Source organism: Streptomyces sp. NBC_00285 (genome assembly GCF_036174265.1).
GTDB lineage: Bacteria > Actinomycetota > Actinomycetes > Streptomycetales > Streptomycetaceae > Streptomyces.
The window spans coordinates 5,455,366-5,468,639 of sequence record NZ_CP108055.1 but is presented as its reverse complement, the minus strand read 5'-3'; the positions used below and the strand labels follow the sequence as shown (position 1 = coordinate 5,468,639).

The 13,274-nt window shown below is 68.3% G+C and carries 10 protein-coding genes and 1 tRNA gene; 1 reads left to right on the top strand and 10 read right to left on the bottom strand.

Annotation, left to right across the window (positions count from 1 at the left end; all coding sequences use genetic code 11):
* Positions 1-208: 208 nt before the first annotated feature.
* Both OHT57_RS25135 and OHT57_RS25130 read right to left on the bottom strand, forming a co-directional pair.
* The gene (locus tag OHT57_RS25135; RefSeq protein WP_443053482.1) at positions 209-1,585 is read right to left on the bottom strand and encodes a hypothetical protein; all 1,377 of its coding nucleotides are present in this window, start codon (positions 1,583-1,585) and stop codon (positions 209-211) included.
* Between the two features lie 308 nt (positions 1,586-1,893).
* On the bottom strand, positions 1,894-2,022 hold the full coding sequence (locus OHT57_RS25130; protein ID WP_003999697.1) for a DLW-39 family protein: 129 nt from the start codon (positions 2,020-2,022) through the stop codon (positions 1,894-1,896).
* Positions 2,023-2,360: 338 nt separating this feature from the next.
* Between OHT57_RS25130 and OHT57_RS25125 the strand changes: the two genes are divergently transcribed.
* Complete coding sequence (locus OHT57_RS25125) at positions 2,361-2,708, top strand: DUF6344 domain-containing protein (protein WP_328748741.1); 348 nt, start codon at positions 2,361-2,363, stop codon at positions 2,706-2,708.
* A gap of 130 nt (positions 2,709-2,838) precedes the next feature.
* Here the strand turns inward: OHT57_RS25125 and OHT57_RS25120 are convergent.
* From OHT57_RS25120 to dnaN, 8 genes are all read right to left on the bottom strand, one after another.
* A tRNA-Ile gene (locus tag OHT57_RS25120) sits at positions 2,839-2,915 on the bottom strand.
* 112 nt (positions 2,916-3,027) lie between these two features.
* Complete coding sequence (locus OHT57_RS25115; RefSeq protein WP_328748740.1) at positions 3,028-3,828, bottom strand: DUF3566 domain-containing protein; 801 nt, start codon at positions 3,826-3,828, stop codon at positions 3,028-3,030.
* 18 nt (positions 3,829-3,846) lie between these two features.
* Complete coding sequence (gene gyrA / locus OHT57_RS25110; RefSeq protein ID WP_328748739.1) at positions 3,847-6,444, bottom strand: DNA gyrase subunit A; 2,598 nt, start codon at positions 6,442-6,444, stop codon at positions 3,847-3,849.
* A gap of 42 nt (positions 6,445-6,486) precedes the next feature.
* Entirely contained in the window at positions 6,487-8,559 is a 2,073-nt protein-coding gene (gene gyrB / locus OHT57_RS25105; RefSeq protein WP_328748738.1) for a DNA topoisomerase (ATP-hydrolyzing) subunit B, read from the bottom strand.
* Positions 8,560-8,931: 372 nt separating this feature from the next.
* Positions 8,932-9,471, bottom strand: coding sequence for a DUF721 domain-containing protein (locus OHT57_RS25100; RefSeq protein WP_328748737.1), 540 nt, complete (start codon positions 9,469-9,471; stop codon positions 8,932-8,934).
* On the bottom strand, positions 9,468-10,589 hold the full coding sequence (gene recF, locus OHT57_RS25095; protein WP_328748736.1) for a DNA replication/repair protein RecF: 1,122 nt from the start codon (positions 10,587-10,589) through the stop codon (positions 9,468-9,470). Before recF ends, OHT57_RS25100 begins: the two co-directional genes overlap by 4 nt.
* Positions 10,590-10,654: 65 nt before the next feature.
* Entirely contained in the window at positions 10,655-11,530 is an 876-nt protein-coding gene (gene gnd / locus OHT57_RS25090; protein WP_328748735.1) for a phosphogluconate dehydrogenase (NAD(+)-dependent, decarboxylating), read from the bottom strand.
* 212 nt (positions 11,531-11,742) lie between these two features.
* Entirely contained in the window at positions 11,743-12,873 is a 1,131-nt protein-coding gene (dnaN, locus tag OHT57_RS25085; RefSeq protein WP_328753320.1) for a DNA polymerase III subunit beta, read from the bottom strand.
* Positions 12,874-13,274: the final 401 nt, after the last annotated feature.

Here is a 13,274-nt window from a genome sequence, read left to right as displayed (position 1 = left end):
CCGGAGCTGCCCGCGCGACGGGCGCCCCGCGGTCCTGAATCACGCCTGGTTTCAAGTCCCCCGCGGTGTGAGGTCACCCGCGTCCTCACATCCCCGCGAGCCCCAGCCGCCCGGGTTCCTGGATCAAGCACAAGCCCAAACGTCACGCAATCCGAAACAGGTGCCCGGTGCCCAACCCCCTGCCCGCCGGCGCCCGACCCCCGCCGCGTCACACACCGGCAGCCCTCCGCCGCCCCACCGCGGTCCACACCCCGAGAACCACCAACACCACGGTCCCCGCCCCGATCCCCCCGACAGCCACCAGCTTCATCCCGGCGCCGGCGCCCCCGCCGCCGTTCCCCGCGGCCGCGCCGTCCCCAGCGTCCGCCCCCTGCCCAGGAGGCCCGACCTGGAAGATCCCCGAGGGCTCGGACTGCCCCGCGTAGCCGGGCCCTTCCGTCGCCTCCCCCTTCACCCGCACCCGCAGCGTCAGCCCGAGCGGCCCGTCGCCGAACTCCCCGCCCACCCGCGCGGCGAGATGCACGACGAGGTAGTAGGCCCCGGCGAACCGCATCCCGCTGACCCGGTCGGAGACGGCGTACCGGTTGGCGTACCCGACCGGCGGCAGGGCGGCGAGAGCCCCCGACTTCTGGCTGCCGTTGTAGCTGACGCTCGTGGTGTCGACGAGCCCGCGCACGGGGTTGTACAGGGCCAGATTCACCGCCCCCGGCACGAAGGCGCTCCCGCTCGGCCCGCCATCGCTCGAACTGCTCAGATCGGCGGTGGCGTACAGCTGCTGCCCCCAGCCGACCGGCACCTTGTAGAACACGGTCTGCCCCGGCCGTAGGTCATCCCGCCAGACCCCCTGTTCCAGCACCGCCGCCGAACCGAAGCCCGCACCGCCCCGGAGCTGCGTGGCCGCACCACCGGGAGGTGAGGGGGTGGCGGAGTCCCAGGCCTCGGGGGCGCTGGTCGAACCTGCCTGACGCAGACGGGGTTCCCGGACGGGCGAGAGCTCCAGGCCCCAGACGCCGGGCGAGGACTCGGTGCGCAGTACCCGTTCGACGACGACGTAGTACGTTCCGGAGCCCTGGCACAGGGACCGGTTGGACGGGAGTACCCGCGCGCCCCACGCGGTCAGGGGGCGCGGGCTGCGGCCGGCGCCGATGGTGGCCGTGTCCGCCGCGGAACAGGAGTGGCCGTCGGAGTCCTGCACGGACACCCTGACGCCTTCCGTGGCGGTGACCACGGCATCCGCCGGAGGTACGGCCGTGGCGGCGACGTACACGGTCGACGTGCCGTCGAGTTCGAGGCGGTAGCGGACCTTGCCGACGCTCGGCAGCGAACTCCGGTAGGTCGTGCCGGGCTCCAGGAGTTCGGCGCCCGCGGTGTCCACCGCGCCCGTTACCGACAGGGCGCCCTCGGCGAAGGCGTACGAGGAAGCCGTAGCAGAGGAAGAGGGAGAACTCGGAAGGGAGTCGGAGGTGGACACGGAAGGAGAAGGAGAGCCGGAGGCAGCGAAGACGGGAACCCCGGGTGCACCGGCCACCGCTCCAAGCACCGCCACCACGACGGCCGCCCGCCACCACGCCGTACGCCGCCCCATCCCGCGCCACCCCTCCGTGCCCGCGCCCAAGCTCCTCCGGCCGTCCACACGACGTGACCGAGACAGACCGCTCATACGACAGAAGCGACGTACGACCTGAACTCTGCTGCGACCCTGCCGGGTCGCCTCGCCGCCTCGCTACCTCGTCGCTGACAGATCGCACAGCCGACCGTGGCCCATCCTGCCCCGCCGGACGCCCACCCACCCTTGCAATCCGCACGGCCGTCCGAAACCCCAACCCGGCCCAGGCAACACAAAACCCCGACCGCAACCACGGCCGGGGTCTGCTCAGAATCGAATCTCGGTACTCACGAACCCGTGGGCACGGAGTCAGTTGCCTCCGTCCACAGGTCCTGCTCGGCGCGATCCGCCTGGATCTGGCGGTACACGAGGAGCCCGCCGATAGCGGCCAGTGCGACCAGGAGAAGCTTCTTCACCGCGCGACCTCGTCTTTCCTTGACGTTGGGGACCTCTGGCGCCCGACTATACACACCGACCGAGACCGATCGGTGACCTGCGTCAGGCCCTCAACTCCCGTCCGGGACAGCCCAGTAGATGCGGAATAAGGACCTCCGATCAGAGGGTGATCACATCTCCACGGAAGGTCACTTCGGCCTCGATCGCCCCGCTTCTCCTCTTTTTCTACCGGCTTGCACCCATCCGTGTGGTGTTCATCTGAAGATCGACGCGCCACAGGCGCCGGTCCGTGATTTCGCGGCGCATATACACATCATGAGGAAAGTACGCAAATCGCCCAAGCCGAAAGTGAGGGACCATGGCTCAGAACAAGGTCATGAAGTTGTGGACCGTCGTCATCACCGCCTTCCTCGCGCTGTTCACCGCGCTCGGACTCATCACGACCACCGCCGCGGCCGCCGTACCGCAGACCCAGCCGGCCCGCAACAGCAGCGCCGTGCACCCGGAGTCGCCCGCGGTGTCCCCGGCACTCTGGTCCCACCCCCGGTCTCTGCCTCCGACGATGAAGCAGCGCATCCGCGCCGAGGCTCACGGCAAGACCCCCCACGGCCGCCACCGCTCCCCCGCGGACACGGAGAACGACGCGGACACGGCGGCGACCGAGGCCCTTGCCGACCGTGCCTCCGACGCCCTCCGGGACCACTGACGGTGCGGAGCCACATGCGCCGGCGCCCACAGAACCGCGACGCAGTGGCGGTCCCGAGTACACCACCCCCCGGAAACACACCGGGAAAAGCCGAAGACCCCCAACCGGAATCGGCTGAAGGTCTTCGTGGTGGTGGGGCTAACAGGATTTGAACCTGTGGCCTCATCCTTATCAGGGATGCGCTCTAACCAACTGAGCTATAGCCCCGCCGCGCTCTGCGGGGTGTGACCCGCGCGCTGACTCCTGAAGATTAGCGCACGACGTGGGCAGTCCCAAAATCGGTTACCCGAGGACCGCCCCCACAGGTTTGAAGCACTGGTTACTCGTCTTCGGCCAGCGTCAGTTCGACGCCGCCGACGAAGCCCGCGGAGAGGTTGTAGATGAACGCGCCGAGAGTCGCGAGTGCCGTCGCGAGGACGACGTCGATGACCGCGATGATCGACGTGAACATCAGGACGTTCGGCAGGGAGAGGAACGCCTGGAGGTCGAAGCCGTTCGACTCGTTCGAACCGGTCGCCTCGGAGATCGTCCCGCCGACCGTCGAGAAGACACCCATCGCGTCCATGACCATCCACAGCACGGCGGCCGCGACGATCGTGCAGATGCCCAGCGCGATGGAGAGCAGGAAGCTGACCTTCATGACGGACCACGGGTCGGCCTTGGCCACCCGCAGACGTGCTTTGCGCGTACGGGGCGTGGTGCGCGCACCGGTGCGCGGGCGGCGTACGGCACCGGCCGGGGTGGCCTGTGTCGGGTAGGCCTGCGGCGGGTGGTACGGACCGGTCTGCTGCTGCGGCTGGCGTTCCCCCGGCAGCGGAGAGGGCGCCTGGGGCTGAGCCGCGGGATGCGGCTGGGCCGCCGCCTGCGGCGGTGCGGCGGGCGCCGTCGGCCGGGCCGGCGGCTGGGTGTCCGTCACAGGTCCCCCCTGGGATCCATGCGTCTCAGGCGAGCGCGGCTCCGTCGCGGGAGGCTTGATCGCCTTGAGTTGAGTCGTGTGCGTATCCGTCGTGTTCGCTTCTGTCGCACGCGCGGCAGAGCCACGGCCGCCGCCGTCCGCCCCCGTGCCGGGGGAAGACCCCGTAGAGGTTCCGGTCGATCCGGCGCCCGTGGCTCCGCTCACGATGACTCTCTCCTCGTGCTACTCGACCGAGGGTGCCTCACCCTCGTCCGTGCCGATGGTCTCGACGGCATCCTCGGCGGTCTCGTCGTCGGCCACATCGCCGTCGATCTCCTCCGCCTCCCGTCCCGCCTCGGCGTTACGCGCAATGCCGACCACGGCATCGCGCTTGCCCAGGTTGATCAGTTGGACGCCCATGGTGTCACGGCCCGTCTCCCTGACCCCGCTGACTCGCGTACGAATCACACCGCCGGACAGCGTGATGGCAAGGATCTCGTCACTCTCCTCGACCACCAGCGCACCGACGAGCGATCCACGGTCCTCCACGATCTTGGCGGCCTTGATACCGAGGCCACCGCGACCCTGGACGCGGTACTCGTCGACAGGGGTCCGCTTCGCGTACCCGCCGTCCGTAGCAGTGAACACGAACGTACCGGGTCGAACAACATTCATCGAGAGCAGCTCGTCGCCTTCGCGGAAGCTCATGCCCTTGACACCGGAGGTCGCACGGCCCATGGGACGCAGTGTGTCGTCCGACGCCGTGAACCTGATCGACTGTGCTTTCTTGCTGATCAGAAGCAGATCACTGTCGGCCGAGACGAGTTCTGCTCCGATCAGTTCGTCGTCCGAACCGTCCTCGCGCTCACGCAGGTTGATGGCGATGACACCACCGGAACGCGGAGAGTCGTAATCCTTCAGTGACGTCTTCTTGACCAGACCCGCCTTCGTCGCGAGCACCAGGTAGGGCACCGCGTCGTAGTCGCGGATCGCGAGGATCTCGGCGATCGCCTCGTCCGGCTGGAAGGCCAACAGGTTGGCGACGTGCTGGCCACGCGCGTCCCGTCCGGCGTCCGGCAGCTCGTACGCCTTGGCCCGGTAGACGCGGCCCTTGTTGGTGAAGAACAGCAGCCAGTGGTGCGTGGTCGACACGAAGAAGTGGTCGACGATGTCGTCTTCCTTGAGCTTCGTGCCGCGTACGCCCTTGCCGCCGCGCTTCTGGGCGCGGTAGTCGACGGCCTTGGTGCGCTTGACGTAACCGCCGCGCGAGACCGTGACGACGATGTCCTCTTCGGCGATCAGGTCCTCGACGGACATGTCACCGTCGTAGGGCACCAGCATGGTCTTGCGGTCGTCGCCGTACTTCTCGACGATCGCGGCCAGTTCCGCGCTGACGATGCCGCGCTGGCGGACCGGCGAGGCCAGGATCTCGGTGTACTCGGTGATCTTCGCCTGGAGCTCGTCGTGCTCCTGGATGATCTTCTGGCGCTCCAGGGCGGCCAGTCGGCGCAGCTGCATCTCGAGAATGGCGTTGGCCTGGATCTCGTCGATCTCCAGGAGCTGCATCAGGCCCCCGCGCGCGATGTCGACGGTGTCGCTGCGCCGGATCAGCGCGATGACCTCGTCGATGGCGTCCAGGGCCTTCAGCAGGCCGCGCAGGATGTGCGCCCGCTCCTCGGCCTTGCGCAGCCGGAACTTCGTCCGCCGGACGATGACCTCGATCTGGTGCGCCACCCAGTGCCGGATGAACGCGTCGAGCGAGAGGGTGCGCGGGACGCCGTCGACGAGCGCCAGCATGTTGGCGCCGAAGTTCGACTGGAGGTCCGTGTGCTTGTAGAGGTTGTTCAGTACGACCTTGGCGACCGCGTCCCTCTTGAGCACGATGACCAGACGCTGACCGGTACGGGAGCTGGTCTCGTCCCGGACGTCCGCGATGCCGCCGACCTTGCCGTCCTTCACCAGGTCGGCGATCTTCTGCGCGAGGTTGTCGGGGTTGGTCTGGTACGGCAGTTCCGTGACCACCAGGCACTGGCGGTTGTGGATCTCCTCGACCGCGACGACGGCGCGCATGGTGATCGAGCCACGACCGGTGCGGTAGGCCTCCTCGATGCCCTTGCGGCCCACCACAAGGGCGCCGGTCGGGAAGTCGGGGCCCTTGATGCGCTCGATGAGCGCGTCGAGCAGCTCCTCGTGACTCGCCTCAGGGTTCTCCAGGTACCACTGGGCGCCGGACGCGACCTCGCGCAGGTTGTGCGGCGGGATGTTGGTCGCCATGCCGACCGCGATGCCGGCGGAGCCGTTGATCAGCAGGTTGGGGAACCGGGCCGGCAGGACGGTCGGCTCCTGGGAGCGGCCGTCGTAGTTGTCCGTGAAGTCGACGGTCTCCTCGTCGATGTCACGGACCATCTCCATGGACAGCGGCATCATCTTGCACTCGGTGTACCGCATGGCGGCCGCCGGGTCGTTGCCGGGAGATCCGAAGTTGCCGTTGGAGTCCACCAGCGGCATCCGCATCGACCACGACTGCGCGAGGCGGACCAGCGCGTCGTAGATCGAGGAGTCGCCGTGCGGGTGGTAGTTGCCCATGACGTCGCCGACGACGCGGGCGCACTTGTAGAAGCCCTTCTCGGGCCGGTAGCCGCCGTCGTACATGGCGTACAGGACGCGGCGGTGGACGGGCTTGAGACCGTCCCGGACGTCCGGCAGCGCACGGGACACGATGACGGACATCGCGTAGTCCAGGTACGAACGCTGCATCTCCGTCTCGAGCCCGACGGGCTCGACACGCATCACGAATTCGCCGCCCTCTGCAGGGGTGACGGGAGTCTTCTCGTCGGCCATTGCTGGTGAAGATCCTTTCTGGTGCGGTCAGCTGAGACCGACTCAGATGTCGAGGAACCGGACGTCCTTGGCGTTGCGCTGGATGAACTGGCGGCGGGCCTCGACGTCCTCGCCCATCAGGACGGAGAACAGGTCGTCGGCCTGGGCGGCATCGTCCAGGGTGACCTGGCCGAGGACGCGGTGCTCCTGGTCCATGGTCGTGATGCGCAGCTCCTCGGCGTTCATCTCGCCGAGGCCCTTGAAGCGCTGGATGGAGTCCTCGCGGATGCGCTTGCCGCGCTGCCGGCCCATCTCGATCAGCGCGTCGCGCTCGCGGTCTGAGTAGGCGTACTCGATGTCGTCCCGGCCCCACTTGATCTTGTACAGCGGGGGACGGGAGAGGTACACGTGCCCGGCCTCGACCAGCGGCCGCATGAAGCGGAACAGGAAGGTCAGCAGCAGGGTGGAGATGTGCTGTCCGTCGACGTCGGCGTCCGCCATCAGGATGATCTTGTGATAGCGCAGCTTCGCGATGTCGAAGTCCTCGTGGACTCCGGTACCGAAGGCCGAGATCAGCGCCTGGATCTCCTGGTTCTGCAGGATCTTGTCGATCCGCGCCTTCTCGACGTTCAGGATCTTGCCGCGGATCGGGAGGATCGCCTGGTACTCGGGGTTACGGCCGGACTTGGCCGAACCCCCGGCGGAGTCACCCTCGACGATGAAGATCTCGCACTTGATGGGGTCGTTCGACTGGCAGTCGGAGAGCTTGCCCGGCAGGGACGCGGTCTCCAGCAGGCCCTTGCGCCGGGTCAGGTCACGGGCCTTGCGGGCCGCCACGCGCGCGGTGGCCGCCTGGATGCTCTTGCGGATGATGTCCGCGGCCTCGACGGGGTTGCGGTCCAGCCAGTCGGTGAGGTGCTCGTAGACGACCTTCTGGACGAAGGTCTTCACCTCGGTGTTGCCCAGCTTGGTCTTGGTCTGGCCCTCGAACTGCGGCTCGCTCAGCTTCACCGAGATGATCGCGGTCAGACCCTCGCGGATGTCGTCACCCGTGAGGTTGTCGTCCTTCTCACGGAGCAGCTTCTTGTCGCGCGCGTACTTGTTGACGAGGTTCGTCAGCGCCGCGCGGAAGCCCTCCTCGTGCGTACCGCCCTCGTGCGTGTGGATGATGTTCGCGAAGGAGTAGACGCCCTCGGTGTAACTGCTGTTCCACTGCATCGCGACTTCGAGGGAGAGGAGCTTGTCCTTGTCCTCGGCCTCGAGGTCGATCACGGTGGGGTGCACCACATCGCCCTTGCGGGAGTTGAGGTACTTCACGAAGTCGACGATGCCGCCCTCGTAGTGGTACTCGACGGTCTTGACCTCGGCCTTGTCGTCGGCGCCCGCTTCGTCCGCACCGGTGGTGGCCTTCGCCGACTCACGCTCGTCGGTGAGTTTGATCCTCAGACCCTTGTTGAGGAACGCCATCTCCTGGAAGCGCCGCGAGAGCGTCTCGAAGGAGTACTCGGTCGTCTCGAAGATGTCGCCGTCGGCCCAGAAGGTGACCGACGTGCCGTGCTCGTCCGTCGCCTCGTGCTGGGCCAGCGGAGCCGTCGGGACACCCAGCTTGTAGTCCTGTGTCCAGCGGTAGCCGTCGGTCTTGACCTCGACGGCGACCCTGCTGGACAGGGCGTTCACCACGGAGACGCCGACGCCGTGCAGACCACCGGAGACCGCGTAGCCGCCGCCGCCGAACTTGCCGCCCGCGTGCAGGACCGTCAGCACGACCTCGACGGCCGGCTTCCCCTCGGAGGGGACGATGCCCACCGGGATACCGCGGCCGTTGTCGATGACGCGGACACCGCCGTCGGCGAGGATCGTCACGTCGATGGTGTCCGCGTGTCCGGCCAGCGCCTCGTCGACGGAGTTGTCGACGACCTCCTGCACCAGGTGGTGCAGGCCACGCTCACCGGTCGAGCCGATGTACATACCGGGTCGCTTGCGGACCGCGTCCAGACCCTCGAGGACGGTGATGGCGCTGGCGTCGTACGAGGCGGTGACCTCGCCGTTCGACGAGGTCGCCGCGGCGTCGGTGGACGGGATGTTCTCGTTGGGGTTGCCGGAATCGGCCACGAAGCGCCCTTTCTGGCACAGCACGAGCCAGGCTCGTCGGCGGGTTGCCGGAGCGGCTGCGGCATGTTGCGTTGGTAAGCCTTGATCAGCGTTGCTCAGCGTTTCCCGGGCGGTCCCCACGTTTGGGGCGGGATTGGCTTCCAGTCTACCGGTAGCGCCGACAGTGATGGGGGTTTGCCGGTACCTGAGTCCTCATGTGCCGCCCTCAACCGGCGTCTTCCGGGTCCCCATATACGGAGCGGGGCTCCAGGAGGCTCAAGGAGGCTTTCAGCGCTTCGGGCTGTCAACCCTTGGCTACTTGGGAGTCACGTCGCGATTCGCAACCGCGCGCGGTGCTACGACAAAGGCGTCGGCGGCGCCCCAATGGCACCGCCGACGCCCTTGATGTGATGTCTGTCACCCGTAGGTGTCACCGGGTCCCACGCTGCCGGGGGCGCGCAGCGGGCCGTAGCGACGGGGGGCACCACCGGGGCCGTTCACCTTGATCACCTTCACGGCGCCGTGGCCGAGATCCTCGTTCAGACGGGCCACCAGCTGCGGCGCGAGCAGTCGCAGATTCGTCGCCCACGCCGTCGAGTCGCAGCGCACCACCAGCACCCGCTCGTCCTCGTCGTACGTCTGCGGCGCACAGTGCTTGGCCAGGTCCTCGCCCACGATCTGCGGCCAGCGCCCCATCACCCCGCCCACCGCGGCGGGCGTCTCCCAGCCGCGCTCGGTGATCAGACGGTTGATGGCGGCGCCGAAAGCCATGGGGTCGCGACCGTCGGCGCGCGCCCCGGAGCGCAGGCCGCCACCACGGCGTGCCTGCTTCTTCTGCTGCGCCGCGTCCCCACGCGCGCGTGCCTGCTCCTTGGCGGCCCGCAGCGCCACGCGCGCGAGGTCGACACCGGACGGCTCGGCCGGCCCCGGGGGGGTCTTGGCCTCTTCGTCGCTCATACGCGCTCCACCGCCCCCTCGGACACCGCGTACCGCGTCCCCGTCAGCACGTGCGGCACGTCGTCGTCCACCGCCGCCGTCACCAGCACCTGCTCACCGGGCGCGACCAGCTCGGCCAGGCGTTCACGGCGCCGGGTGTCCAACTCGGCGAACACGTCGTCCAGGATCAGCACCGGCTCGTTTCCCTCCGCCCTGAGGAGGTCGTACGACGCAAGGCGCAACGCCAGCGCGTACGACCAGGACTCGCCGTGCGAGGCGTACCCCTTGGCGGGCAGCTGACCGAGTTTGAGATTCAGATCGTCCCGATGCGGCCCCACGAGGGTCACGCCCCGCTCGATCTCCTGCTTGCGCACCTCCGCGAGAGCGGCCATCAGCTGCTCCAGGAGATCCTCGCGCGTGTGCGCCTCACCCGGCGCGGACGGCTTGTACTCCAGTGCGACCGGACCACCGCCGGGCGCCAGCTGCTCGTACGCCTTGTCTGCCAGCGGCTGCAGCGCGGCGATCAGATCGAGCCGCTGGGCGAGCAACTCCGCACCCACGCGCGCGAGATGCTGGTCCCAGACGTCGAGCGTCGACAGATCCATCGAACGGCCGCCGTGCCGTCGCGCGAGCGCGGCCGACTTCAGCAGCGTGTTGCGCTGCTTGAGAACACGCTCGTAGTCGGAGCGCACACCCGCCATGCGCGGGGAGCGCGCAGTGATCAGCTCGTCCAGGAAACGGCGCCGCTCACCCGGATCGCCCTTCACCAACGCGAGATCCTCCGGCGCGAACAGTACGGTCCGCACGATCCCGAGCACATCACGCGGCCTGACCTGCGAAGACCTGTTGATCCGGGCCCGGTTCGCCCGGCCGGGGTTCAGCTCCAGCTCGACCAGCTGCTGCCGCTCACCCTGTCTGACCTGCGCCCGCACGATGGCACGGTCGGCGCCCATGCGGACGAGGGGGGCGTCGGAGGAGACCCGGTGACTGGCGAGCGTGGCGAGATAGCCGATCGCCTCGACCAGGTTCGTCTTGCCCTGCCCGTTGGGACCCACGAACGCGGTGACGCCCGGGTCCAGCGGAACCTCGACCCGGGCGTACGAGCGGAAGTCGGCAAGCGACAGATGCGTGACGTGCATGGTCGGGCGCCGACCTCCCCCAGCTTGTGGACCGTCGGCCTGAGATCGCCGAACAGCCCTGTGGATTACTTCGTCTCGACCGCGTGGCCGCCGAACTGGTTGCGCAGCGCCGCGATCATCTTCATCTGCGGCGCGTCGTCCTGGCGGGACGCAAACCGCGCGAACAACGACGCGGTGATCGCCGGCAGCGGCACCGCGTGGTCGATTGCGGCCTCCACGGTCCACCGGCCCTCGCCGGAGTCCTGTGCGAAACCGCGCAGCCTCTCCAGATGCTCGTCCTCGTCAAGGGCGTTGACCGCGAGGTCGAGCAGCCAGGAACGGATGACTGTGCCCTCCTGCCAGGAGCGGAAGACCTCCCGGACGTCGGTCACGGAGTGGACCTTCTCCAGGAGCTCCCAGCCCTCGGCATAGGCCTGCATCATCGCGTACTCGATGCCGTTGTGGACCATCTTCGCGAAGTGGCCCGCACCGACCTTGCCCGCGTGCACCGCGCCCGCGTCGCCCTTGGGCTTGAGGGCGTCCAAGACCGGCTGCACCTTGGCGACGTTCTCCGTGTCGCCGCCGTACATCAGCGCATAGCCGTTCTCCAGGCCCCACACACCGCCGGAGACACCGCAGTCGACGAAGCCGATGCCCTTGGCGGCCAGTTCCCCGGCGTGCTTCTCGTCGTCCGTCCAGCGGGAGTTCCCGCCGTCCACCACGACGTCCCCCGGCTCCAGGAGCTCGGCCAGCTCGTCGACGGTGGCCTGGGTCGGCGCACCGGCCGGGACCATCACCCACACGACCCGCGGGCCCTCAAGCGCGTCCACAAGCTCCTTCAGGCTGTGGACATCGGCGAGGTCCGGGTTGCGGTCGTATCCGATCACGGTGTGGCCTGCGCGGCGGATCCGCTCGCGCATGTTGCCGCCCATCTTGCCGAGGCCGACGAGACCGAGCTCCATCAGATGTTCCTTAGGTTGCGGTGGCGTGTGAGGCACTTTCGTACCCACGTCCGAGCCTAAACCCGGACGCTCACGCACACCTGTGGGCATACGCGCTCAAACGTATGCCCTCACCTGGGGCTTTCGGACAGCGACCGCCCAGCCGCTGCGAGCGTATGGGGGAACAACCCCCCGCAGCCCCGGCAGGCGTCCCGGCCTAGCGGCCGACATGCTCAGCCGCTGAGGCGCACCGGCATGATCAGGTACTTGTAGGCCTCGTCAGCCTCGGCGTCCAGGGCCGGCTTGCCGCTCAGCAGCGCGGGCTTGGTGGACGTCGTGAAGGAGAGCTGGGCCACCGGGGAGTCGATCGCGCTCAGGCCGTCCAGCAGGAAGGTCGGGTTGAAGGCGATCGACACGTCGTCGCCCTCCAGCTGGGCGTCGACCCGCTCCACAGCCTGTGCGTCGTCGCTGGAACCGGCCTCCAGGATGAGCACACCCTGCTCGAAGCTGAGCCGCACGGGGGTGTTGCGCTCGGCGACCAGGGCCACACGCTTGACGGCCTCCACGAACGGGGCGGTCTCGATGACGGCGATGGAGTTGAACTCCGTGGGGAACAGCGAGCGGTACTTCGGAAGGTCGCCCTCCAGGAGCCGCGTCGTCGTACGACGGCCGGCGCCCTCGAAACCGATCAGCCCTTCGCCCGCACCCGAGCCGGACAGCGCCAGGATGACGCTGTCGCCGCTCGTGAGCGCCTTGGCGGTGTCCAGGAGCGTCTTGGCGGGCACCAGGGCCACCGCGGACGCATCGGGGTTCTCCGGCTTCCACAGGAACTCACGGACCGCGAAGCGGTAGCGGTCGGTGGAGGCCAGGGTGACGGTGTCGCCCTCGATCTCGATGCGCACACCGGTCAGGACGGGCAGCGTGTCGTCACGGCCGGCCGCGATGGCGACCTGGGCGGCGGCGGAGGCGAAGACCTCACCGGGGACGGTGCCGGTGGCGGTCGGCATCTGCGGCAGCGCCGGGTACTCCTCCACAGGCAGGGTGTGAAGTGTGAACCGCGAGGAGCCGCACACCACCGTCGCCCGCACACCGTCTGTGGAAATCTCCACCGGGCGGTTGGGGAGGGCACGGCAGATGTCGGCGAGCAGGCGGCCGGAGACCAGCACCGTGCCCTCCTCCTCGACCTCGGCTTCCACCGACACCCGCGCGGAGACCTCGTAGTCGAAGCTGGACAGGCTCAGCTGGCCTTGCTCGGCCTTCAGGAGAAGGCCGGCGAGGACAGGCGCCGGCGGACGGGCCGGGAGGCTGCGTGCCGCCCAGGCCACTGCCTCCGCGAGTACGTCGCGTTCCACCCGGATCTTCACTGTTGCCGCCTCCTGCTGTTGCCGGCGCTGCTCGGCCTGCCTGGCTTCGTCGTCTGTCTCGGTGTCGTCGGCCCCTGTGGCGGGAAGGACACCGGGGAACAGTCTGACGCACCCCACTGACAGTAGGTGCCTCTCGGGTCAAGTCGTGACGAGGGGCAGCCGGGCACCGGACAGCGAGTTGTGCACAGGACCCCCTTCTAAACGGATTCCTAGCTCTCTCTAGTTGGGAGTAGTAGTAGGGGCTGTGGATACCGTGGATAACCCTGTTTTCCCAGCTCAGAGGGGAAATTTTGTCCACTGGCCCTGTGGGCGGAGGCGGTGGACAACCAGGCGTCTCTGTGGAGAACGAAAAGTTCTGCACACTCCGTGCACAGCTTGAGGCGAGTTCTCCCCAGCGCCGT

Bases quoted from the DNA above. Each gene is read 5' to 3' on its own strand.
- gyrA (WP_328748739.1), bottom strand. From the start codon at position 6,444: ATGGCCGACGAGAAGACTCCCGTCACCCCTGCAGAGGGCGGCGAATTC.
- OHT57_RS25135 (WP_443053482.1), bottom strand. From the start codon at position 1,585: ATGGGGCGGCGTACGGCGTGGTGGCGGGCGGCCGTCGTGGTGGCGGTG.
- OHT57_RS25125 (WP_328748741.1), top strand. From the start codon at position 2,361: ATGGCTCAGAACAAGGTCATGAAGTTGTGGACCGTCGTCATCACCGCC.
- gnd (WP_328748735.1), bottom strand. From the start codon at position 11,530: ATGGAGCTCGGTCTCGTCGGCCTCGGCAAGATGGGCGGCAACATGCGC.
- recF (WP_328748736.1), bottom strand. From the start codon at position 10,589: ATGCACGTCACGCATCTGTCGCTTGCCGACTTCCGCTCGTACGCCCGG.
- OHT57_RS25100 (WP_328748737.1), bottom strand. From the start codon at position 9,471: ATGAGCGACGAAGAGGCCAAGACCCCCCCGGGGCCGGCCGAGCCGTCC.